20 protein-coding genes are annotated in these 22,995 nt (G+C 63.4%); 6 read left to right on the top strand and 14 right to left on the bottom strand.

Annotation, left to right across the window (positions count from 1 at the left end; all coding sequences use genetic code 11):
• Positions 1-197 precede the first annotated feature (197 nt).
• From cyoE to QMX85_RS20565, 7 genes are all read right to left on the bottom strand, one after another.
• Positions 198-1,085 carry a heme o synthase gene (gene cyoE, locus QMX85_RS20595; RefSeq protein WP_282344052.1) on the bottom strand — a complete coding sequence of 296 codons (888 nt, stop codon included), beginning with the start codon at positions 1,083-1,085 and terminating at the stop codon, positions 198-200.
• A 12-nt stretch (positions 1,086-1,097) separates the two neighbouring features.
• Complete coding sequence (cyoD, locus tag QMX85_RS20590) at positions 1,098-1,424, bottom strand: cytochrome o ubiquinol oxidase subunit IV (RefSeq protein WP_282344050.1); 327 nt, start codon at positions 1,422-1,424, stop codon at positions 1,098-1,100.
• Positions 1,424-2,065 carry a cytochrome o ubiquinol oxidase subunit III gene (cyoC, locus tag QMX85_RS20585; RefSeq protein WP_282344048.1) on the bottom strand — a complete coding sequence of 214 codons (642 nt, stop codon included), beginning with the start codon at positions 2,063-2,065 and terminating at the stop codon, positions 1,424-1,426. The genes cyoD and cyoC overlap by 1 nt, the downstream gene beginning before the upstream one ends.
• A gap of 4 nt (positions 2,066-2,069) precedes the next feature.
• Entirely contained in the window at positions 2,070-4,043 is a 1,974-nt protein-coding gene (gene cyoB / locus QMX85_RS20580) for a cytochrome o ubiquinol oxidase subunit I (RefSeq protein WP_282344046.1), read from the bottom strand.
• 7 nt (positions 4,044-4,050) lie between these two features.
• Positions 4,051-5,007, bottom strand: a complete 957-nt coding sequence (gene cyoA / locus QMX85_RS20575) for a ubiquinol oxidase subunit II (protein WP_273233361.1) — start codon at positions 5,005-5,007, stop codon at positions 4,051-4,053.
• Positions 5,008-5,605: 598 nt separating this feature from the next.
• The gene (gene ligD / locus QMX85_RS20570) at positions 5,606-8,215 is read right to left on the bottom strand and encodes a DNA ligase D (RefSeq protein ID WP_282344043.1); all 2,610 of its coding nucleotides are present in this window, start codon (positions 8,213-8,215) and stop codon (positions 5,606-5,608) included.
• Positions 8,216-8,295: 80 nt separating this feature from the next.
• Positions 8,296-9,495, bottom strand: coding sequence for a PilT/PilU family type 4a pilus ATPase (locus QMX85_RS20565; RefSeq protein WP_282344041.1), 1,200 nt, complete (start codon positions 9,493-9,495; stop codon positions 8,296-8,298).
• An 82-nt stretch (positions 9,496-9,577) separates the two neighbouring features.
• Here QMX85_RS20565 and QMX85_RS20560 point away from each other — a divergent pair, with 82 nt between their 5' ends.
• Together QMX85_RS20560 and QMX85_RS20555 are read left to right on the top strand one after the other, a co-directional pair.
• A complete protein-coding gene (locus QMX85_RS20560; protein ID WP_090230560.1) occupies positions 9,578-9,856 on the top strand; it encodes a peptidylprolyl isomerase in 279 nt (92 codons plus the stop codon).
• Positions 9,857-10,072: 216 nt separating this feature from the next.
• Entirely contained in the window at positions 10,073-11,698 is a 1,626-nt protein-coding gene (locus QMX85_RS20555) for a methyl-accepting chemotaxis protein (protein WP_282344039.1), read from the top strand.
• 225 nt (positions 11,699-11,923) lie between these two features.
• Here the strand turns inward: QMX85_RS20555 and rmuC are convergent, their stop codons facing one another.
• Positions 11,924-13,492: a DNA recombination protein RmuC gene (gene rmuC / locus QMX85_RS20550; RefSeq protein ID WP_282344037.1), complete on the bottom strand. Its 1,569-nt coding sequence runs from the start codon at positions 13,490-13,492 to the stop codon at positions 11,924-11,926.
• Between the two features lie 123 nt (positions 13,493-13,615).
• Between rmuC and QMX85_RS20545 the strand changes: the two genes are divergently transcribed.
• A complete protein-coding gene (locus QMX85_RS20545; RefSeq protein WP_282344035.1) occupies positions 13,616-14,482 on the top strand; it encodes a WYL domain-containing protein in 867 nt (288 codons plus the stop codon).
• Between the two features lie 285 nt (positions 14,483-14,767).
• On the opposite strand, the gene QMX85_RS20540 is transcribed toward QMX85_RS20545, so the two are convergent.
• The 3 genes from QMX85_RS20540 to QMX85_RS20530 all read right to left on the bottom strand — a co-directional run bounded on the left by QMX85_RS20540 (position 14,768) and on the right by QMX85_RS20530 (position 15,815).
• The gene (locus QMX85_RS20540) at positions 14,768-14,923 is read right to left on the bottom strand and encodes a hypothetical protein (RefSeq protein ID WP_282344033.1); all 156 of its coding nucleotides are present in this window, start codon (positions 14,921-14,923) and stop codon (positions 14,768-14,770) included.
• An 89-nt stretch (positions 14,924-15,012) separates the two neighbouring features.
• Positions 15,013-15,459: a hemerythrin domain-containing protein gene (locus tag QMX85_RS20535; RefSeq protein WP_090230549.1), complete on the bottom strand. Its 447-nt coding sequence runs from the start codon at positions 15,457-15,459 to the stop codon at positions 15,013-15,015.
• 113 nt (positions 15,460-15,572) lie between these two features.
• Complete coding sequence (locus QMX85_RS20530) at positions 15,573-15,815, bottom strand: hypothetical protein (protein ID WP_282344029.1); 243 nt, start codon at positions 15,813-15,815, stop codon at positions 15,573-15,575.
• 264 nt (positions 15,816-16,079) lie between these two features.
• Between QMX85_RS20530 and QMX85_RS20525 the strand changes: the two genes are divergently transcribed.
• Both QMX85_RS20525 and QMX85_RS20520 read left to right on the top strand, forming a co-directional pair.
• On the top strand, positions 16,080-16,322 hold the full coding sequence (locus QMX85_RS20525) for a hypothetical protein (RefSeq protein ID WP_282344028.1): 243 nt from the start codon (positions 16,080-16,082) through the stop codon (positions 16,320-16,322).
• Positions 16,323-16,399: 77 nt separating this feature from the next.
• Positions 16,400-16,657 (top strand): DUF1652 domain-containing protein, encoded by a 258-nt coding sequence (locus QMX85_RS20520; protein ID WP_282344027.1) that lies wholly within the window; start codon positions 16,400-16,402, stop codon positions 16,655-16,657.
• Between the two features lie 162 nt (positions 16,658-16,819).
• On the opposite strand, the gene QMX85_RS20515 is transcribed toward QMX85_RS20520, so the two are convergent.
• The gene (locus QMX85_RS20515; protein WP_282344025.1) at positions 16,820-17,278 is read right to left on the bottom strand and encodes a helix-turn-helix domain-containing protein; all 459 of its coding nucleotides are present in this window, start codon (positions 17,276-17,278) and stop codon (positions 16,820-16,822) included.
• Between the two features lie 95 nt (positions 17,279-17,373).
• On the opposite strand from QMX85_RS20515, the gene QMX85_RS20510 reads away from it, so the two are divergent.
• Entirely contained in the window at positions 17,374-18,315 is a 942-nt protein-coding gene (locus QMX85_RS20510; RefSeq protein ID WP_282344023.1) for an aromatic alcohol reductase, read from the top strand.
• Between the two features lie 156 nt (positions 18,316-18,471).
• Here the strand turns inward: QMX85_RS20510 and katG are convergent, their stop codons facing one another.
• Together katG and QMX85_RS20500 are read right to left on the bottom strand one after the other, a co-directional pair.
• Positions 18,472-20,745 (bottom strand): catalase/peroxidase HPI, encoded by a 2,274-nt coding sequence (gene katG, locus QMX85_RS20505; RefSeq protein WP_282344020.1) that lies wholly within the window; start codon positions 20,743-20,745, stop codon positions 18,472-18,474.
• 417 nt (positions 20,746-21,162) lie between these two features.
• Positions 21,163-22,749, bottom strand: coding sequence for an ABC-F family ATPase (locus QMX85_RS20500; RefSeq protein ID WP_282344016.1), 1,587 nt, complete (start codon positions 22,747-22,749; stop codon positions 21,163-21,165).
• Positions 22,750-22,995 lie beyond the last annotated feature (246 nt).

Genomic DNA, 22,995 nt, shown 5'->3' with positions numbered 1-22,995 from the left:
AACGACTCGGTCAGCCGGCTGCAAGCGGCGTGCTCCGGGGTGCATGGCGCACCCTACACGAACGAGTAGGGTGCGCCATGCGCACCGTGGCAACTCAAACGGCCAACGAATCGTACGTGCCTGATGAGCATGAGCGGCCGAGACACAGGCATGAAAAAGGCGACCCGAAGGTCGCCTTTTTCATGGGGTCGGATCGCTTAGAAGGCCGCCGCGAGCAGATGCTCCGGCAGTCCCCTGAAGTCGATCGACATCATCACGCTCAAGGTGCTGATGGCCACGATGGAGAAGGCGAACAGCTTGCGCGCCCACAGCCGGTCATCCACCGCGCCGTAGCCGGACACCGCAATGAACAGCCAGTAAGCACTCACCAGCAGCGCCATCACCAGGTAGCCGTAACCGGCGAAACCGGCGACAGTGAGCATCAGCGCCGCCGCGGCGAAGGCCAGGATGTACAGCACGATGTGCCGCTTGGTCGCCTCGATGCCGCGCGCCACCGGCAGAACCGGGATGTTGGCCGCGCGGTAGTCGTTGAGACGGAAGATCGCGATGGCATACGAGTGCGGCATCTGCCAGAGGCTGAAGATCAGCAGCAGGATCGCCGCACCGGCGTCGAAGCTGTTGCTCACCGCGCAGTAGCCCACTACCGGCGGCACTGCCCCCGACAGGCTGCCGACCAGCGTGCCATACACCGACGCGCGCTTGAGCCAGAGGCTGTAGAGCACCACGTAGATGAAGAAGCCGATGGCGGCGAAAGCCAGCGCCAGGGTGTTGGTCCACAGGAACAGCGTGCCGAAACCCACCACGCCGAGCAGCACGCCATGCGCCAGCGCAGCCTTCAGCGAGATCGCCCCGGTCACCAGGACGCGGTTGCGGGTGCGCTCCATGCGCTGGTCGATATCGCGATCGATGCAGTTGTTCAGCACGCAGCCGGACGCGATCACCAGCGACAGCCCGAGCGCCGTGGCCAGCAGCAGCCACGGGTCGATGCTGCCCTTGGAGGCCAGGAAGAATCCCCCGGCCACCGAGATCAGATTGCCGAAGATGATGCCTGGCTTGGTGATCAGCAGGTATCGCTTGAACTTCACGGGTAGCCCTCGTTACATCATCAGCGCGTTGGCGCTGAAGATGATCCAGATGGACAGACCCACGAGCATCACGATGACCAGCATGGTGAAGATGAACGACAGCGTGTTCCAGCGCCCGTCGGTGCTGAAGTCCAGGTGCAGGAAGTACTTCAGGTGCACCAGTACCTGAACGATGGCGAAGATGAAGATCGTCACCAGGGTCAGTCCTTTCGGCAGCACGTGGGCCATCACCAGCCAGAACGGGATTACAGTGAGGACCACCGACAGCAGGAAGCCGATCATGTACGACTTGACGCTGCCGTGGCTCGCGGCGTGCTCGGTGTGCAGAGATTCGCTCATCACAGGGTCCCCAGCAGGTAGACGACGGTAAACACGCAGATCCAGACGATGTCCAGGAAGTGCCAGAACAGGCTCAGGCAGGTCAGGCGGGTGTTGACCTGCGGGGTGAGTCCCTGCCTGGAGACCTGCAGGATCATGATGATCATCCAGATCAGGCCGGCGGTGACGTGCAGGCCGTGCATCCCGACCAGCGCGAAGAACGCGGAGAGGAAGGCGCTGGTGCTCGGGCCGTAGCCTTCGACGATCAGGTGATGGAACTCGTTGATCTCCATCCCGATGAAGATCGCGCCAAAGATGAAGGTGGCGATCAGCCAGTTGATCACACCGCCCTTGCTGCCCTTCTGCCCCGCGATCATCGCGAAGCCGTAGGTGATGCTGGAGAACAGCAGGGCGAAGGTTTCGACCAGCACGTAGTCGAGTTCGAAGATGTCCTTGCCGCTGACCGATCCTGCCGTCGCGGTCATCAGCACCGCGTAGGTGGCGAAGACGCTGGCGAACAGGATGCAGTCGGTCATCAGGTACAGCCAGAAACCGAACACGGTGGTCGGACCACTGTCGTTGTGACCGTGGTCGTCGTGCCCGTCCTCATGCTCGTGCTTGTGGACGCTATCGTGGGGGTCGTTCATTACATCGGTCGACATGGGCTCAGGCCTGCTTGATATGGGCGAGATGGGCGGTTTCGATGCGCTCGATCTCATCGGGCTGGACGTAGTAATCGACATCGTTGTCGAAGGCACGGGACAGCAGGCTGGCGAACAGCCCCAGCAGACCCACGGCGGCGAGCCACCAGATGTGCCAGATCAGCGCGAAGCCCATGACGGTGGCGAAGCCGCCCATGAACACGCCGGCGGAGGTGTTCTTCGGCATGTGGATCGCCGTGTACTTCTCGGGGCGCTGGTAGGCGATGCCCTTCTCCTTCATGTCGGTGAAGGAGTCGATGTCGTGCACCGTCGGCAACTGGGCGAAGTTGTAGAACGGCGGCGGCGACGAGGTCGACCATTCCAGGGTGTGGCCATTCCACGGGTCGCCGGTCAGGTCGAGGTTCTGCTTGCGGTCGCGGATACTCACGTAGAGCTGGATCAGCTGGCAGAGGATGCCGCACAGGATCAGCACCGCGCCGACGAAGGCGACATACAGCCAAGGCGTCCATTCCGGGTTTTCGGTGTGGTTCAGGCGGCGCGTCATGCCCATGAAGCCGAGCACGTAGAGCGGCATGAAGGCTACGTAGAAGCCGCTGCACCAGAACCAGAATGCCGCCTTGCCCCACTTCTCGTTGAGGGTGAAGCCGAAGGCTTTCGGGAACCAGAAGACGAAACCGGCCAGGTAACCGAACACCGCGCCACCGATGATGGTGTTATGGAAGTGGGCGATCAGGAATAGGCTGTTGTGCAGCACGAAGTCGGCACCCGGAACCGCCAGCAGAACGCCGGTCATGCCACCGATGCTGAAGGTCACCATGAAACCGATGGTCCAGAGGACCGGCGTGGTGAAACGCAGACGCCCGCGATACATGGTGAACAGCCAGTTGAACAGCTTCACCCCCGTGGGGATCGAGATGATCATCGTCGCGATGCCGAAGAAGGCGTTGACGTTGGCCCCCGAACCCATGGTGAAGAAGTGGTGCAGCCAGACCACGAAGCCGAGCACGGTGATCGCGGCGCTGGCCCAGACCATCGCGGCATAGCCGAACAGGCGCTTGCCGGTGAAGGTGGAGATCACCTCGGAGAACACGCCGAACGCCGGCAGTACCAGGATGTACACCTCGGGGTGACCCCAGGCCCAGAACAGGTTGATGTACATCATCGCGTTACCGCCCGCTTCATTGGTGAAGAAGTGGAAGTCGAGGTAACGGTCGAGGGTCAGCAGGCCCAGCGCGGCAGTCAGGATCGGGAAGGACGCGGCGATCAGGATGTTGGCGAAGGTGCAGGTCCAGGTGAAGATCGGCATCTGCATCAGCTTCATGCCGGGGGCGCGCATCTTGAAAACGGTGACCAGGAAGTTGATCCCCGTGAGCGTTGTCCCGATCCCGGATAACTGCAGCGCCCAGATGTAGTAGTCCACCCCTACCCCGGGACTGTAGGCAATCCCGGACAACGGCGGATACGCCACCCAACCGGTACGGCCGAACTCACCGACGAACAGCGACAGGTTGATCAGGATCACGCCGCTGACGAAGAGCCAGAAGCTCAGCGAGTTGAGGAACGGGAACGCCACGTCGCGCGCGCCGATCTGCAGCGGCACGGCGATGTTCATCAGACCGATCATGAACGGCATGGCCATGAAGATGATCATGATGGTGCCGTGCGCGGTGAAGATCTGGTCGTAGTGTTCCGGTGGCAGGTAGCCGGCGGCGCCGCCGGTGGCGAGCGCCTGCTGCGAGCGCATCATGATGGCGTCGGCGAAGCCGCGCAGCAGCATGATGATCGCCACGGTGATGTACATCACGCCGATCTTCTTGTGGTCGACCGAAGTCAGCCACTCGGTCCACAGGTAGCCCCACTTGCGGAAATAGGTCAGTCCGGCGACCACCACCAGGCCACCCAACGCCACGGCGGCGAAGGTGAACAGCAGGATGGGTTCGTGGAAGGGTATGGCGTCGAGGGTCAGCTTTCCGAACATTTGTTGATTACTCCTCAGCGGCCGAGTGGCTGGACATGTCCATGTGGTTCATGTCCATCTTCTCGCCCATTTTCATGCCTTCATTCGGTGCCGGCTCATCGGAGACGGGGATCTTCTTCGGCCCCATGTACTGATGCACGATCGCGGCGAACAGGTTCGGGCGTACGGCGGAGAAATACTCCACCGGGTGCTTCTGGCTCGGTTCGGCCAGTGCCTTGTAGCTATCGGCATCGAGGATCTTCGAGGACGCGCGCACCTTGGCGACCCAGGCGTCGAAGTCGGCATCGGTGGGCGTCGCGATGGCGGTGAAGGCCATCCCGGTGAAGCCAGCGCCGCTGTAGTTCGCCGAGATACCGGCGAAGCTGCCTGGCTCGTTGGCGATCAAATGAAGCTTGGTTTCCATGCCGGCCATGGAATAGATCTGGCTACCGAGCTGCGGGATGAAGAAGGAGTTCATCACGGTGTCGGAAGTGATCTTGAAGTTGACCGGGGTGTTGGCCGGGAACGCCAGCTCGTTGACCGTGGCGATCTTCTGTTCCGGGTAGATGAACAGCCACTTCCAGTCCAGCGAGACGACCTCGACGGTAATCGGCGTCTTCTCGTGATCGAGTGGGCGGTAGGGGTCCAGGTGGTGCGTGGTCTTCCAGGTCAGGATGCCGAGGAAGACGATGATCACGCAGGGGATCAGCCAGACCACGACCTCGATCGAGGTGGAGTGCGCCCACTTCGGCATGAACACCGCTTCAGTGTTCGTGGCACGGTACTTCCAGGCGAAGTACAGCGTCAGCACGATCACCGGGATCACGACGATCAGCATCAGCACCGTGGCGGTGATGATCAGCGACTTCGCGTCGATACCGACCTGGCCCTTGGGATCGAGCAGCGCCCATTTGCAGCCGCTCAGTGGCAGAACGGCCAACCACCACAGCCGTTTCAGATATCCAACGTACTTCTCTTTGATCATCTCGCAGCCTTGAAGGATGAAAAGGAGCTTTCGGCGCCGCCCGGAAAGGCAGCCGTGATTCGCTGTCACCGTGCACCAGTAGGCGGGCATGGCAACGGGATGGATATGGAAGGTTTCGTAGCGAGCCAGAGGCAGGAAGACAGCCATCCTGAACATCGCCGATCGAATTCGATCCAGGTGCTGATCCGTTCCGTGTATTTCAGCGCGAATGTACAAACAACGACGTGAAGCGACGGAGCGCTACGACGTTCACTGCCCGATCGACGAGAAGGTTGCCTACATCGCCACCGCCAGGCGCTCAATGCACGGGTTTCCCTTGTTATAGCCAGCCACCACGCGGGGGCCCGCCTGCTGAAGATTCCGAGGATTTCGAAGGCTTCGTTTGTCTGGGAGTACAGTGAGCGGCCGGTATTACAAAACATTTCCATGACCCTAGACAACCCATCGAAGGCAAAATTCTTTTGCGCCAGCGGAACAATCAGGACTTCCATGGTGCGAAAAAAGCAATAACCACAACAAATAAATGGTCTTATCCAGCGGCGGCCCGATAATGCAATCCCTTGTGACGCCAGGCCGCATAGGCTGCGACCTGGCCTCCTCAGCCCAGCCGGGCGCGCATTTCTGCGGTGATCACCTGCTCGGCGTCGTCCATTCCCGCCCAGGGGTCGTCTTCGCCCAACTCCTCCAGGCGCTCGAACAGGTTGCGGATGTTCCAGCGGTTCGCCCCCTCGAGCCCGGCCAGTTCGTGCCGATGGACGGGAACCGAGACGGGAAGCCCTTCACGCGCGCGAACCGAGTACGCCGACACCGAGGTGGCGCCACGGCCATTGCGCAGGTAGTCGATGAAGATCTTGCCGACGCGGTTCTTCGGACCGCTGACAGCAGAGAAATGTTTCGGCAGAAGTTTCGCCATGTGCCTGGCGATCGCCTGGCTGAACCCCTTCACCTCGTCCCAGCCCTCTCCCCTTTTCAGCGGCACAACCACGTGCATGCCCTTGCCGCCGCTGGTCTTGAGGAACGACACCAGGCCCAGCTCGTCGAGCAGCGTCTGCACCAGCTGGGTGGCTTCGATCATCCGCTTCCACGGCAGCGCCGGGTCGGGGTCTAGGTCGAGCACCAGCCGATCCGGGGTTTCCAGGTGCGGCGCGCGGGCATTCCACGTGTGCACTTCGAGCATGCCCATCTGCGCGGCGCTGACCAGCCCGAGGGCGCTGTCCAGCAGCAACAGCGGCTGCGTGTCGGCGGGGTCGTCGAACTGGGTGACGTGGGGCAAGCTCAGCTTGGTGGAGTGTTTCTGGAAGAACAGTTCACCTTCGATGCCTTCCGGCGCGCGCACCAGCGCCACCGGCCGCTTCGCCAGATCGCGCAGCATCCAGGGCGCGACACGCCCGTAGTACTGCGCCAGCTCCATCTTGGTGGCGCCGATGCTCTTGTCGATGATCCGCTCCGGGTGAGTGATCTTGATCTGCCCCGGATCGTCCTTGCCCCTGACCTTTGCGTCGGGTTTCTTGCTGCTCTTCGCCCCGGCCTTGCCGGCGCTCTTGACGGTCTTGCCGGCAGCGACCTTTTTCGCCGGTTTGGCCTTCTCGTGGACGATCGCCTCGGCGGGTTTGTCGTTGCGCAGGCCATGGAACACCGAATGGCGGATCACCCCGTCGCGGGTCATCTCGGCGAATGCCACCTCGCACATCAGCTCGGGTTTCAGCCAGTGCGCGCCCCGCGCGTCGGCACCAGTGGGCGGATTGACGACGACCGGTTCAGCGATCTCCAGCGGTTCGAGTCGCGCATGGATGGCGCGCAGGCTGGCTTCGTTGAAGCCGGTTCCAACCTTGCCGGCGTAGCGCAGCTCGCCACTGTCGGCGTCGTGCAGCCCCAGCAACAGCGCGCCGAACGCACTGCGCGAGCCCTTGGGGTCGCTGTAGCCGACGATCACGAACTCCTGGCGATTCTTGCACTTGATCTTGATCCAGCTGCTGCTGCGGCGTGACACGTAGGGGCTGCCGGCGCGCTTGCCGATGAGTCCCTCGAGCTTCATCTGGCAGGCGCTGGCCAGCATGTGGTCCGGGTCTTCCTGCAGGTCCGCGGAAAAACGCAGCGCGCCGTCCTGTTTCTCCAGCAGAGTGGCCAGCGCGGCGCGGCGTTCCTCCAGCGGCACCTCGCGCAGGTCCATGCCGTTCAGGTAGGGCACGTCGAACAGGTAGTAGACGATCTGTCTGCTGGCGCCGGCGTCGAAGGCGTTCTGCAGCGCCTGGAAGTCCGGGATGCCCTCCTCGTCCGGCACCACCACTTCGCCATCCAGCCAGGCCGACTCCACCCCGAGCTTGGCCAGCGCCTTCGCTTGGTGCGGCATCTTCGCCGTCCAGTCGTGGCCATTGCGAGTGAACAGGCGCACGTCGTCCCCCTCGATGCGCGCCATGATCCGGTAACCGTCGAACTTGATCTCGTAGTGCCAGTCACCCTCCGGCGCCCCCTCCACCAGCGTCGCCAGCTGCGGCGCAATGCGCTCGGGAATCGCCGCGGCCTTGGCGCCATGGAGCGTGGCGTCGGCGGTTTTCCGGGTCCGCCGCCGGGGCGGCGTCTTGGCGGTGCGTGCCGGCTCCTCGCCCTTGGCCTTTGCCTTGGCGCCGCGTTTACGGGGAATCAGGGTGCGCTCGCTGAGGACGCTATCGGGCTGCTCGACGAGGATGTCGTAGTCCTTTTCGGCGCGCGCGGCCTCATCGCTGGATTTGATCAGGAACCACTGCTCGCGCTTGCCGGGCATGTGAGTGCGCACCAGGTTCCAGACGCCGGCGAGCTTCTCGCCCTGCAGCTCGAATTTCAGTCGGCCTTTTTCGAGGCTCGCCTGCGGATCGCCGATCGGGCTCCATACGCCGCGATCCCAGACGATCACCTCGCCCGCACCGTAATGCCCCTCGGGAATCTGCCCCTCAAAGGACGCGTAACTGATGGGGTGGTCCTCGACGTGCACAGCAAGGCGCTTGACCTTGGGGTCCAGGCTCGGCCCCTTCGGCACCGCCCAGCTCTTCAGGGTGCCGTCGAGTTCCAGGCGGAAGTCGTAATGCAGGTGGCTGGCGTCGTGCTTCTGGATGCAGAACTGCAGCGCGTGCGGGTCGGCGGCCTTTTTGCGCTTGCGCGCCGGAGTGCCGGCGGGCTCGGGGGTAGCGGAGAAATTGCGCTTGCTGTTGTACTCGTCCAGTGCCTTCGCCATGGTCGGAGCCTCGTCGTCGGGTGCTTCAGGTTAGAAGCACCCGCACGGCGCGGGTTCGCCCAGGCCGCTGGATGGAGCACTCAGGGTTTGGCGTCGTCCGGTTCGTCCGGCTCGATGTCTTCCAGTTTCAGTTCCAGGCCCCAGGCCGCGGCATCCACCGGCTTCTGCACCGGCGCGGGTCGGGGCGGCGCGGCGACCGGAGCGGGCGCCGGCGCGCCGCCCTCCACTTGCAGCTTCAGTTTCAGCCGCAGGTTGTTCGCCGAGTCGGCGTTCTTCACCGCCTCGTCCTCGTCGATCGCGCCCTCCACCACCAGATCGAACAGCGCCTGGTCGAAGGTCTGCATGCCGAGGGTTCTGGATTTCTCCATGATTTCCTTGATCGAGCTGAAATCGCTGCGCTTGATCATGTCGCTCACGGTCGCCGTGCCCAGCAGCACTTCCACCGCAGCGCGGCGCTTGCCTTCGCGGGTCTTGACCAGGCGCTGGGAGACGAAGGCCTTGAGGTTGTTGCCCAGGTCGTTGAGCAACTGCGGGCGGCGCTCTTCCGGGAAGAAATTGATGATCCGGTCCAGCGCCTGGTTGGCGTTGTTGGCGTGCAGCGTGGAGATCGCCAGGTGCCCGGTGTCGGCGAAGGCCAGCGCGTGCTCCATGGTCTCGCGGTCGCGGATCTCGCCGATCAGGATCACGTCCGGCGCCTGGCGCAGGGTGTTCTTCAGCGCGGCGTGGAAGCTGCGCGTGTCCACGCCGACCTCGCGCTGGTTGATGATCGATTTCTTGTGCCGGTGTACGTACTCCACCGGGTCCTCGATGGTGATGATGTGACCGCCGCTGTTGCGGTTGCGGTAATCGATCAGCGCCGCCAGCGAGGTCGACTTGCCCGAGCCGGTGCCTCCGACGAACAGCACCAGGCCGCGCTTCTCCATCACCACTTTGAGCAGCACTTCGGGCAGCTTGAGGTCCTCGAACTTGGGGATGTCCAGCTTGATGTTGCGCGCGACGATGGACACCTCGTTGCGCTGGCGAAAGATGTTGATGCGAAACCGGCCGATCTGCGGCAGCGAGATCGCCAGGTTCATTTCCAGCTCGCGCTCGAACTCGGCACGCTGCTCGGCATCCATCACCGACGCGGCGATGGCCGCCACCTCGCCCGCGCGCAACGGCTCGGCCGACAGCGGCTTGAGCACGCCGTTGAACTTGGCGCAGGGCGGCGCACCGGTGGACAGGTAGAGGTCCGAGCCATCCTGTACGGCAAGGACTCTCAGCATCGATTGGATATCCATTGGGCTCGCTCCGCGGCTGTTCGGCTGTATGAAGCCCGGACGCTCGGGCACAATCGCCGTCAATCTATCGCAGGAGTCCTTCATGCCAAAAGCCATGGCCCGCCATATCCTGGTCAAGACCGAGGCCGAAGCCGCGCAACTGAAAAAGCGCCTGGACGGCGGCGAAGCCTTCGACGTGCTGGCGCGCAAGCACTCGATCTGCCCGTCCGGCAAGCGCGGCGGAGACCTCGGCGAAGTACGCCCGGGGCAAATGGTGCGCAGCATCGACCAGGTGATCTTCAAGAAGCCGCTGCGCACCGTCCACGGCCCGGTGAAGTCACAATTCGGCTATCACCTGGTGCAGGTTTTCTACCGCGAGTGAAACGCCCGTTTCGGCGCGTGCCCTCGTCCTAGAGCGCTTCGTTTGGCGCCCGCCGAACAGCGCTGAAAAACGCCCCACTCGCCCCACTCGAAAGAAGCAAAACCCGCCAAAAATGGGCTCATGCTCCTGCGCCGCATGCCGATAAACGATCTGTCGATGCCTGCGCCAAACGGTGCATCAAAAAAACAAACGGCTTAGTACTTTGAGGTTCTCCCCATGTTTCTTCGGCGTCTCAAGATCGCACCGAGGGCAATACTCAGTTTTTCCATGGTCGCACTGCTGGTCGTGCTCCTTGGCCTCTTCTCCCTGTACGAGATGCGCATCATCCGCGCGGCGACCGTGAAGGTGGTGGAGAACGGCCTGCCCAGCTTCCGCGCGCTAGGCGTTCTCAACGAGAAGATGTTGCGCGTCCGCATCACCTCCTACCGGATCGTGGTCGATCGCGAAGCCGCTGTACTGAGCAACACGATCGAACGTCTCAACGTGCTCCTGGGCCAGCTCAAGGATGCCCAGAATAAGTACGAGGCGTTGATTTCCAGTGATACCGAGCGCGCCCAGTACCAATCCGTGAAAACCGCCCTGGCGGGGTACGCGCGAATCAACCAGCAACTCGTCCAGCTGTCCAGCCAGGATCGCATCGACGACATGCGTGCCCTGCTGATGGCGGACTACAAAACCCTCTCCGACAATCTCGGCGCCGAGTTCGAGAAGCTGATCGAGATAAACCAGGCCGATGGCAATGCAGCCGCAGCCCGGGCCGAGCAGGAATTCAACAATGCGATCACCGGCGTGATCGTGTTCATGCTGGTCGCCGCGGGGCTGACCGGCCTGCTCGCCATGCTGCTGACGCGCAGCATCGTCACGCCGCTCAATCAGGCGGTGAAAGTCGCCGAGACCGTGGCATCGGGCGACCTGACCCACACCATCGCGGTCGGTGGCGGCGACGAGCCCGCGCAGTTGCTAGGCTCGCTGCACAGCATGCAGGAAAGCCTCAAGCGCACCATCCAGGGCATCGCCGACTCCTCCACCCAGCTGGCCTCGGCCGCCGAGGAGCTGAACGCGGTCACCGAGGATTCGAGCAAGGGCCTGCACCAGCAGAACCAGGAAATCGAGCAGGCCGCGACCGCGGTCAACGAGATGACCACCGCCGTGGACGAAGTGGCGCGCAACGCCGTGGCCACCTCGGAAGCCTCGCGCGACTCCGACCGCACCGCCCGCCTGGGCCAGGAGCAGGTGAACAAGACCGTCGACTCGATCAGCAACCTGGCCGAAGACGTCACCGGCACCGCGCAGCAGGTCGAGCAGTTGGCGGATAAGGTTCGCCACATCAGTACCGTACTCGACGTGATCCGCTCGATCGCCGAGCAGACCAACCTGCTGGCTCTCAACGCCGCCATCGAAGCGGCCCGCGCCGGCGACGCCGGGCGTGGCTTCGCCGTGGTCGCCGACGAGGTACGCGCCCTGGCGCATCGCACCCAGCAGTCGACCCAGGAAATCGAGCAGATGATCAACGGTATCCAGCAGGGTACCGATCAGGCCATGAGCTCGATGCAGACCAGCAACGAACGCGCCCACTCCACCCTGGAGCTGGCCCGCGCCGCCGGTGCCGCGCTGCAGCAGATCACCGAGGCCATCAGCCACATCACCGAGCGCAACTTGGTGATCGCCAGCGCCTCGGAGGAACAGGCCCAGGTGGCCCGCGAAGTCGACCGCAACCTGGTGAACATCCGCGACCTGGCCGTGCAGACCTCTGCCGGCGCCAACCAGACGAACGCCGCCAGCCAGGAGCTTTCGCGCCTGGCCATCGACCTGAACGGCCTGGTGACGCGCTTCCGCGTCTAACCGTGTCCCCTGTGCGTATAGCGCACCCTACAAAGGCTCGATGCCCGTAGGGTGCGCCGCGCGCGCCGGCTATACCGGATCGGCCTACCCGCCCCGACCCTTGCCCGGCAGCCCCATCCATACCCCCCGCATCCAAGTGCAGACCGACGGTGCGCATGGCGCACCCTACAAAGGCTCGATGCCCGTAGGGTGCGCCGCGCGCACCGACCCTGCCCGACGCTCGCCTTACTCGATGCGTTCGCCATCGATCAGCCCCAGTTCGAGTTCCGCTCGATCCACCCAGGCTTCGGCCATCTCGCCCTTCACCGCCACGCCCAGCTGGCGGAAATCGTTGACCTGTTTGACCAGGTTGCCCTTGCCGCTGATCAGCTGATCGCAGGCGCGCCGATAGGCGTCCTGGGCCTTTTCCAGGCTGCTGCCCACAGTGTCCATGCTGCCGAGGAAGGTGCGCAGCTTGTCGTAGACCTTGCCCGCGCGGTCGGCGAGTTCGGCGGTGTGCTTGTTCTGTTCCTCGAAACGCCACAGCTGACGAACGATGTTCAGGCTGGTCAGCAGCGTGGTCGGCGTGGCCACCAGCACGTTGCGTTCGATGGCGCGCTGGAACAGCGTCTCGTCCGCCTTCAAGGCTTCGACGAAGGCCGACTCGATGGGGATGAACATGAACACCATCTCCGGCGCGTTAAGCCCCGGCAGGCTGAAGTAATGGCGGTCGGCGAGTTCCTTGATCCGCGCCCCGATGGCGCCGACGTGCTCGACCAGCGCGAGGCGCCGTTCGGCTTCGTCCTCGGCGTTGATGTAACGCGTGTAGGCATTCAGCGAGACCTTGGCGTCGATGATCAGGTGCTTGTTCTGCGGCAGGTAGACCAGCACGTCCGGGCGCTTGCGGCCCTCCTCGGTGGTGAAGCTGGCCTCGCGTTTGAAGTCGCGCCCTTCGATCAGCCCGGAACGCTCAAGCACGTTTTCCAGAATCAGCTCGCCCCAGTTGCCCTGGGTCTTCTTCTGCCCTTTCAACGCGGTCGTCAGGTCCTGGGCTTCCTGGGTGATCTGCCGGTTCAGCTCGTTGAGCTGAACGATCTGCTGCGCCAGGGTCGCCTGCTGCTGGGTGTCTTTGTGGTGGATGTCCTCGACCTTGGCGCGGAAGCCTTCGATCTGCTCACGGAACGGTTTGAGCAGCGCATCCAGCGATTGCTGGCTGGTCTGCGCGAAGGCCTGGCCCTTGGCCTCGAAGATCTGCCCGGCAAGCTGCTCGAACTCCAGCTTGAGCTGCTCGCGGCTGTCCTTGAGCAACTGCTGCTGCTCGCTGAAATGCTGCTGTTTCTGCTCCAGGGTCGAGGCCAGCGTGGCGTGCTCGCGGCTGAGCGTGGCGAAGCGCTCCTGCAGGTTCTGGTTGGCCAGTTCCAGGCGCGCATGAGTCTGGCGCAGTTCATCGAGCTGCAGGCCGAGCTGCTGGCTCTGTGCCTTGGCCGCTTCCGCCTGGCCGGCATGTTCTTCCTGGCGGCGCTGTTCCAGCAACTGGCGGCTGCGCAGGCCCTCGGTTTCCTCGCGGGAGAACGCCAACTGGCGCTGCAACTGCTCGACATGGGCCTTTTCCGCGCGCACCGCCGATTGCAGCTCCATGCTTTCCAGCATGCGCTGGGTATCCATGCTCTGTTGCGCATCCAGCTGCCGGCGCCCCTCCGCCAGCTGCGCGGTCAGCCCGCGCAGACGTCCGCCGACGATCGCCAACGCCGCCGCCAGCCCGGCTATCAACAGGACGGCCGCGCCGACTAAGGCCCAGATCAGGTTCGCTTGCATCGTTGCTTCTCCTCACTGCGGCGGTCACGCCGCTTGATCGACCGGGACAAGATATGTAGCTTCAGGCGACACGTCCATTGGCTGGTCGGTAGCGTGTAAAGTTTTCGCACGGATGGGAGGTGTATGAAGCGATCCATCGAACAAGTCCGCTGGGACCTGGCGCAGCGCTACCGGCTGATCGAAACCGTCGCCTGGTGGGAAGGCCGGCTCACCACCGGGCACCTGATGCAGAGCTTCGGAATCAGCCGCCAGCAGGCGTCGAAGGACATCAACGCCTACCTCGGCGAGCACGCCCCGGAAAACCTCGTCTACGACAAGCGCCTGAAGGGCTACAAACCGGCGCCCGGCTTCGCCCCGCTGTTCATCGACGGTAGCGCCAGCGCTTACCTGCACCTGCTCGATCGCAACCGCGAACGGGCACCCCACATCGAGGGCCTGGCCCTCGCCTACGCCCATACCGAAGTGCTGCAGGTGCCGGATCGGAGCATCCGCCCGGAAGTCCTGCGACCGATCCTGCAGGCCTGCCGCGAGGGGCTGCGCCTGGAGACCGAGTACGTCTCGCTGAGCACGCCCGAGCCGGAGTTCCGCGTGATCAGCCCGCACACGCTGGTCTACACCGGCATGCGCTGGCACGTGCGTGCCTATTGCGAGAAGAACCGCGATTACCGGGATTTCGTGCTCAGCCGTTTCCGTGGCGAGCCGGAACATTTCGCCCCCTCGGAGCACGGTCGCGAACAGGACGAAGGCTGGAATACCGAGCTGGACGTGATCCTCACCGCCGACCCGCGGCTGTCCGCGGAACAGAAGGCGATCATCGAAGCCGACTACGGCATGCAGGACGGCCGACTGGCCGTTCCCAGCCGTGGCGCGCTGGTGCAGTACGTGCTGCAGCGCTACCAGATCGACCCCACGAAGGTTCAGGCCAAAGCAGCGGCGCAGCAGATCGTGGTGGCCAACCTGGATGACTTGGAGCGCTGGCTGTACCGCTGAATCAGCCGCGCAGGGAGCGCGACCCGCTCGGCGCGTAGGCCAGCCAGGCCAGGGCGCCCATGAACGCCAGCACAGCCAGGCTGGCCTCGAGGTTTTCCAGCATCAGTTCGATCGACAGCATCTTCGTGCTCCATTTTCGGCTTGGTTCGTTTGCCAAACCTTAGGCAGCGCGGCACGCAGCGTCGATCTGTCAACTTTTCGCACGTAAACAAATCAGGCGGAACCCGCCGCTGCGCACGAAAAAGCCCGGCATCGGCCGGGCTTTTTCGTTCGCCTCGTGGGGGCTCACCCTTCCCTGTCGTAGGTACCGGCGGAGTCGGATTCGACATCGTCGAAATCCGGGTCTTCGCCGGTTTCCTTATCGCCACCGTCGACCATGGTCACATCCGGCTCGTCATAGGGGGTTTTCGATTGGCTGTGATCCAGTTCGTTGTCGTTCATGGTTACCTCGCTGCGTGATGGGTATCTTCGGGATTCGAGGTCGTTGGTCAGGCAACGTTCGCGGCGGTCGAACCTGATCGCCGCATGGATCAGGCCTCCTCGGCCAGGCTGGCCTCGTAATCCTCGAAGTACGGTTTGGTCAACGAGGTCTTCTGCTGCTCGGAAAGCAGCTTGCCCGCCATCTGGAAGAACTTGTGCTCTTCCTCTTCGAGGTGATGGAAAACCTTTTCCTTGAGCTTCTTGGCGAGCGGCAGCCAGGCCGGGCTCGAGGGATCGGTGGCCTCGAGCTCTTCCATCATCTCGTCCATCTCGTGGTGCTCGGAAATCGCGTGCCGGGACAGGTCCACGCCATTGTCGTACTCCATCAGCGGAATGTAGAAATGCCGCTCCTCGGCGCGCTCATGGGCCACCAGCTCGCTTTTCAGTTGTTGATAGGTTTCGGCGCGATCGGGCGTGTCGCCGTGCGTGGCGATCACCGCCGTGGCGAATTCACGCTGGCGGTCGTGGCTCTGGCGCAGTGCTTCGAAAATATCCATATCGGCTGTTCCCCTCGGTCAGACGCGGACGACTCCGCGGTGATTCGGGCAATCGCTGCCCGTTGGGGAAAAGACCTTCGGGAACAACCGACGGTTCCGACGCCCCGTGCTGCTCAGGCCAGCAGGCGTTGCCAGTAGACGTTCGCCTCGGTGATGACGGGCACGGCGTGGGGATGCTCGCCGCGCAGCACGGCAAGCAGCACGCGTGTATCGAACACGTCGAAGTGACGTCCGTGGCGCATTTTCAGCAGCGCATCGGTGATGGCGTAATGCCCGCAGTGATGGCATTCGCATTCGATCCCGTCGAATCCGTTGTGGAACTCATGGGCGTCGGCATTGCAGATCAGGCAGTTCATGGCATCTCCCCCGAAGACATTCGACGGTAGTGGGTGCAGCGCCTCCAACCGGACCGCAAGCGCTAGTGACTGGTATAGCGCACTACCGACTACCGCGCCGAACGCCTGACCAGCGGGTCAAACCCTTGCCATAGAGCGGCTGGCAGGCCGCCTCGAGTGTTTCGACACCTGCCACTCGACGAATGGACAGAACCCATTCGCCCTGCGCCCATCAATTTTGTACAGTGTCGACCGTCCTACAAAACTAGATATACCGAGCGCCCCATGCCCTACAGCAGTTTCAGCCTGCGTAACCCCGATCTGTTCATCGATCAACGAGACAATGACCATATCGAGATCATCGCGCCGATCTTGGGCAATAACCGATTGCTGAGCCGGACGCTCACCGTGCAGCAGTTCCGCAACATCAGCCTGCTGGAAACCGTGCTGGCAGACTTGCGCCGCGAACGCGACACACTCGAACAGTCACTGGGCGAGCGGAAATCGCAGGACAAGCCCATTGGGTGAACGCACTTTTTGCCTTTATGATGCCGACTTGAACGAAGCGCCTGGGCGCTTTCCCGTTGCGTTGTCGGAGTTGATCCATGCCCACACGGTTCGAGGCCGCGAGAACCTTGATCGAATCGTCGTTCACCCCCCTTAATTGCAAGTGCACGCTGGAACGCGACAGCTTCAGCGTGAGGATTTACGACGCTACCGACGACATGACGCATCTGGTGGTAACCGGGATTCCGCTCTTCAAACTGGACACCCCTTCGGGCGCACAGCAGGTCGTCGATGAAATCCGCGCGGAACTGGCGATGACCCGACTCAGTTCTGCCGGCGCCCTTTCGTCCTTCTGACCGCCGTCTTCCGATGTCGCCCCGTTGCGTTGCCACCTGAGATCGGTGGCCAACGGGCTTACGCTCGGGCGATGCAGATCCGGCTCCCGTGGTGGTGAACGGGCGGCGCCGTGCGTGCGGCTTACCTCGCCGGTATGCACGGCCAAGGTCCTCGCGCGACGATTACCCGGACGATTCCTGATCCACCGGGAGCGGCGTGGGTGTCTGCCACGACGGCCTTTTGCCCTCCTGGCTATCGAAACGACGACGCGCCTTGCGCACGTCCTCGACGTTCTCGACGACCCAGGCCCAAATCGGCGACATGCGGATCAACAGCCCCCTCCCCAGCGCTGTCAGCTGGTATTCGACGCGTGGGGGAATCTCGCTGAACTCCTGTCGCGTCAGAAGGCCGTCTCTCTCCATCGAACGCAGGGTCTTCGTCAGCATTCGCTGAGTCACGCCCGTCATCTGCCTTTTTATCTCGGCATGGCGCATCTTTCCATACACCCCCAGGGCATGCAGGATGCCCAGCGACCAGCGGCTACCGGCGTGGGCGAGGACCTCTCGCCTGACGCCATCATCATCCTCGCTAAGCGCCTGGCAGACGATCTCTGCCCGGTTCAGCGTTTCCCGATCAGCCATTTTTCCCCCTGGTATCACACGTGTGCCTTCTTACGGGCGCCGACGGATCGTGAAAGCATTTGCCCATGTTATAGGCAACTTGATCAGGATTAATCATGACCGAAGCGACCCCGCTCTCCCCTCAATCGATTCTCGTCCTGGGCGCGGGCGAACTTGGCCTTCCGGTATTGCGCAACCTGGCGCGAGTCGCGAAACGCGCGCCCGGCGGCCGAATCAGCGTCCTGCTCCGGGACTCGACCATCAACACCCAGGCGCCTGCGAAGAAGGCGGAAATCGACGAGCTTCGAGGCCTCGGCATCCAGATGGTCGTCGCGGACCTGGTGAATGATTCGATCGATCAGCTTGCCGAAGTGTTCGCGCGGTTCGACACGGTAATAGGCTGCGCAGGCATGGTCGCGGGTGCGGAAACGCCCATGAAGCTGGCGACGGCGGCCCTCAGGTCGGGCGTGAAGCGCTACTTCCCCTGGCAGTTCGGCGTCGACTACGACGTGATCGGCCGCGGTAGTCCGCAGGATCTGTTCGATGCCCAGCTCGATGTGCGCGAGTTGCTTCGCGCCCAGGACAAAACCGAATGGGTGATCATCTCGACCGGCATGTTCACCAGCTTCCTTTTCGAGCCCATGTTCGGGGTGGTCGACTTCGAAAACGATACCCTGAACGCCCTGGGCAGCCTCGATAACAGCGTGACGCTCACCACTCCGGACGACATCGGCGTACTGACTGCGGAAATCGTGTTCTACGAACCTCGCTGGCGTAACGAGATCCTCTACCTCGCGGGAGATACCGTGACGTACGGCGAGGTCGCGAGCCTTCTCGAGCGTGCGCTGGGCCGGCCGTTCAAGCGTAACGTCTGGACCGTTCCGTACCTGCTCCAGGAACTGGAGAAAGACCCGACGCATCCCATCAAGAAGTACCGCGCCGTATTCGCCCAAGGCAGAGGCGTGGCATGGCCCAAGGCGGACACGTTCAACGCGCGACAGTCGATTCCGGTGACCACCGCCGGGCAGTGGGTTAGGCAAAACCTCGCGCACCACTGAACGCAAAACCCGCCGGCAGAACGATCCGCCCCTCGGCTGGAAAGGATCGCGAACTGGAATCGCCCGGTTCACAACTCGCCCACCTGCGCTGAAGCCCGCAAAGAGAAGCCCCGACCTGATCGCTCAGGCCGGGGCTCGCTACAGCCGAACGCCAGCTCAGGCCAGGTCGAAACGGTCGAGGTTCATCACCTTGGTCCAGGCCGCGACGAAATCCCGGACGAATTTCTCCTGCGCGTCGGCGCTGGCGTAGACCTCCGCGATGGCGCGCAGCTGCGCGTGCGAGCCGAACACCAGATCGACACGGCTGCCGGTCCACTTGACCGCGCCGGTCTTGCGATCGCGGCCTTCGAACAGGAATTTCGCGGGTGACAGCGCGCGCCATTCCACGCCCATGTCCAGCAGATGGGTGAAGAAGTCGTTGCTCAGGGTCTCCGGGCGCTGGGTGAACACGCCGTGGGCGGTCTGCCCGACGTTGGTGTTCAGCACGCGAAGACCGCCGACCAGTACCGTCATTTCCGGCCCGGTGAGCGTCAGCAGTTGCGCCTTGTCCACCAGCAGCGCCTCGGCCGACACCTTGTAATGGCCCTTGAGGTAGTTGCGGAAGCCATCGGCGATCGGCTCGAGGAAGCCGAACGACTCGACGTCGGTCTGCTCCTGCGAGGCATCCATCCGCCCCGGCGTGAACGGCACTGTTACCGCATGACCGGCGTTCTTCGCCGCCTGCTCGACACCGACGCCGCCCGCCAGCACGATCAGGTCGGCGAGGGACACCTTCTTGCCGCCGGACTGCGCGGCATTGAACGCCTGCTGGATACCCTCGAGGGTGGACAGCACCTTCGCCAGTTGCTCGGGCTGGTTGGCCTGCCAGAACTTCTGCGGAGCCAGGCGCAGGCGTCCGCCGTTGGCACCGCCGCGCTTGTCGGACCCGCGGAAGGTGGACGCCGCCGCCCAGGCGGTGGAAACCAGCTGCGACACCGTCAATCCGGAGGCGAGGATCCGGGCTTTCAAGGCATCGATGTCGGCTTGGTCCACCAGGGGGTGATCGAGGGCCGGAATCGGGTCCTGCCAGAGCAGTTCCTCGGTGGGCATCTCCGGCCCGAGATAGCGCGCCAGCGGGCCCATGTCGCGGTGAGTCAGCTTGAACCAGGCGCGGGCGAAGGCATCGCTGAGCTGATCCGGGTTTTCCAGGAAGCGTCGGGCAATCTTCTCGTAGGCCGGGTCGAAGCGCAGCGCCAGGTCGGAGGTCAGCATGCTCGGCGCGCGGCGCTTGCTCGGATCGTGGGCATCGGGAATCTTGCCGGCACCCGCGCCGTTCGTCGGCTGCCATTGATGGGCGCCGGCCGGGCTCCTGGTCAGTTCCCAGTCGAAGCCAAAGAGGTTTTCCAGGTACTCGTTGCTCCAGCGGGTGGGCGTCGAGGTCCAGGTGACTTCCAGGCCGCTGGTGATGGTGTCGCCACCCTTGCCGGTTCCGAAGGTGCTTTTCCAGCCCAGGCCCTGTTCTTCCAGGTCGGCCGCCTCGGGCTCGGCGCCGACGTTGTCCGCAGGGCCGGCGCCGTGGGTCTTGCCGAAGGCGTGGCCGCCGGCGATGAGCGCTACGGTTTCCTCGTCGTTCATCGCCATGCGACCGAAGGTTTCGCGAATGTCCTTCGCCGAAGCGACCGGGTCGGGGTTGCCTTCGGGACCTTCCGGGTTCACGTAGATCAGGCCCATCTGCACGGCGGCGAGCGGGTTTTCCAGATGGCGCTCGCCCTGGTTGGTGCGGCTTTCTTCCTCGCCGTGCTTTTCCGGCTCTGCGACCAGATCGCCCTCGCCCGGCGGCTGCATGTCCTTGGCGCCCTTGCCGTAGCGGTTGTCGCCGCCCAGCCAGGTGGTCTCCGTGCCCCAGTACACGTCTTCGTCCGGCTCCCAGACGTCCGCGCGGCCGCCGGAGTAGCCGAAGGTCTTGAAGCCCATGGACTCCAGGGCGACGTTGCCGGTAAGGACGATCAGGTCGGCCCAGGAAATGTTGCGCCCGTACTTCTGCTTCACCGGCCAGATCAGCCGCCGGGCCTTGTCCAGGCTGACGTTGTCCGGCCAGCTGTTGAGGGGTGCGAAACGCTGCTGGCCGGCACCGGCGCCGCCGCGACCATCGCCCGTGCGGTAGGTGCCGGCGCTGTGCCAGGCCATGCGGATGAACAACGGGCCGTAGTGGCCGAAGTCCGCTGGCCACCAGTCCTGCGAGTCGGTCATCAGCGCCCGCAGGTCGGCCTTCACCGCCTCGAAGTCGAGGCTCCTGAACGCTGTGGCGTAGTCGAAATCCTCACCCATCGGATCGGACAGCGACGAATGCTGGTGAAGAATCTTCAGGTTCAACTGGTTCGGCCACCAGTCGCGGTTCGTGGTGCCACCGCCCGCCGCATGGTTGAACGGGCATTTCGATTCGGTTGTCATGGGTGATTCCTCGGTGGTACTCATCCCGCTTTCCATCCGGCCCCGGATGCCGGGCAGCGATGAGTGAAATCAGCGTGTGGGTAAGCGATCGGTCTATCGCCGCAATGGCTCGACGAAGCGGCGACCCCGGGAGGCCCAGAACGGGCTCGGGGTCCATTCCTCGACGCTCATCCGGTGGCAACGGCCGGTCGTTCCGTACGAGGCAAGACTAGCCGCCGCTACGGGGGCGATCTAATACAGCGTCTCTAGTACGGTGATAGCGAGCGTCTTTCAGGCGCTTGGCTTGCGAGCTTGTACGAGCGGCCGCCGAAAGACCAATCACCGCTGTTGATCGCTATCGCCGCAGGTGGGCGGACCGCAGCGCGCCGCAACGAAAAAGCCCCGCATCGGCGGGGCTTTTCATGAAGCGGCGGGGCGTCAGATGATCACGCCCTGGCTGCGCAGGTAGTCGTCGTAGCTGCCGGAGAAGTCGGTCACGCCATTGTCCGAGAGCTCGATAATGCGCGTGGCGAGGGAGCTAACGAACTCGCGGTCGTGGCTGACGAAGATCAGCGTACCCGGGTAGTTCTCCAGCGCCAGGTTGAGCGCCTCGATGGACTCCATGTCCAGGTGGTTGGTCGGTTCGTCCATCACCAGCACGTTGGGCTTCTGGCAGGCCAGCTTGCCGAACAGCATGCGGCCCTGCTCCCCGCCGGAGAGCACCTTCACCGACTTCTGGATCTCATCGGAGGAGAACAGCATGCGGCCCAGGGCGGCACGGATGTTCTGCTCGCCGCTGGTCCACTGCCCCATCCACTCGAACAGGGTCTCGTCGGCTTCGAAGTCGTGGGCGTGATCCTGGGCGTAGTAGCCCACCTCTGCGCTGTCGGTCCATTTCACGCTGCCGGCGTCCGGGGCCATCTCGCCAACCAGGGTACGCAGCAGGGTGGTCTTGCCGATGCCGTTGGGGCCGATGATGGCCACGCGCTCGCCGGCTTCGATGGTGAAACCGAAGTTCTTGAACAGCACCTTGTCGTCGAAGGCCTTCGACAGCTTCTCGAGGGTCACCGCCTGGCGGTGCAATTTCTTGGTCTGGTCGAAGCGGATGAACGGGCTGACGCGGCTCGACGGCTTGACCTCGGCCAATTGGATCTTGTCGATCTGCTTGGCGCGACTGGTGGCCTGCTTGGCCTTGGAGGCGTTGGCCGAGAAGCGGCTGACGAAGGTCTGCAACTCGGCGATCTGCGCCTTCTTCTTGGCGTTGTCGGCCAGCAGCTGCTCGCGGGCCTGGGTGGAGGCCATCATGTATTCATCGTAGTTGCCCGGGAACAGGCGCAGCTCGCCGTAATCCAGGTCGGCCATGTGGGTGCAGACCGCGTTGAGGAAGTGACGGTCGTGGGAAATGATGATCATGGTGCTGTTACGCGCCGTGAGGATGTTTTCCAGCCAGCGGATAGTGTTGATGTCCAGGTGGTTGGTCGGCTCGTCGAGCAGCAGCACGTCCGGGTCGGCGAAGAGCGCCTGGGCCAGCAGCACGCGCAGCTTCCAGCCAGGGGCGACTTCGCTCATCGGGCCGAAGTGCTGTTCCAGGGGAATGCCCAGGCCGAGCAACAGCTCGCCCGCGCGGGACTCGGCGGTGTAGCCGTCCATCTCGGCGAACTCGCCTTCGAGCTCGCCCACCTTCATGCCGTCTTCTTCGCTCATTTCCGGCAGCGAGTAGATGCGGTCGCGCTCGGCCTTGACCTTCCACAGCTCTTCGTGACCCATGATCACGGTGTCGATCACGTTGAATTCTTCGTAGGCGAACTGATCCTGGCGCAGTTTGCCGAGGCGCACGTTCGGCTCGAGCATCACCTGCCCACCGGACGGCTCCAAGTCACCACCGAGGATCTTCATGAAGGTCGACTTGCCACAGCCGTTGGCACCGATCAGGCCGTAGCGGTTGCCGTTGTTGAACTTGACGGACACGTTTTCGAACAGCGGCTTGGCGCCGAACTGCATGGTGATGTTTGCGGTGGAGATCAAGAGGTTTACCTATCAGTAACTTGAGAGTTGCTGGAGTCGGTCGATAGACGACAGCGGGCACAGATCGTGAGCAGCACCTGCACGCTATGGCCGAGCTGTGGGGCAACAAATGCGGGGGGTCATGCCAGATTTGTGCATATTGTCGCATAGGTCCCGGGGCAGTTGCATGAAGGCTTGGAAGCGGGGGGGGGGCACCCCCCCCCCCCCCGCCCCCCCCCCCCGCGCCCAATGGGGGGTTGCGCGGCG

Source organism: Pseudomonas sp. PS02288 (genome assembly GCF_029959715.1).
GTDB lineage: Bacteria > Pseudomonadota > Gammaproteobacteria > Pseudomonadales > Pseudomonadaceae > Pseudomonas_O > Pseudomonas_O kuykendallii.
This window is presented reverse-complemented; position numbering and strand designations above follow the sequence as displayed.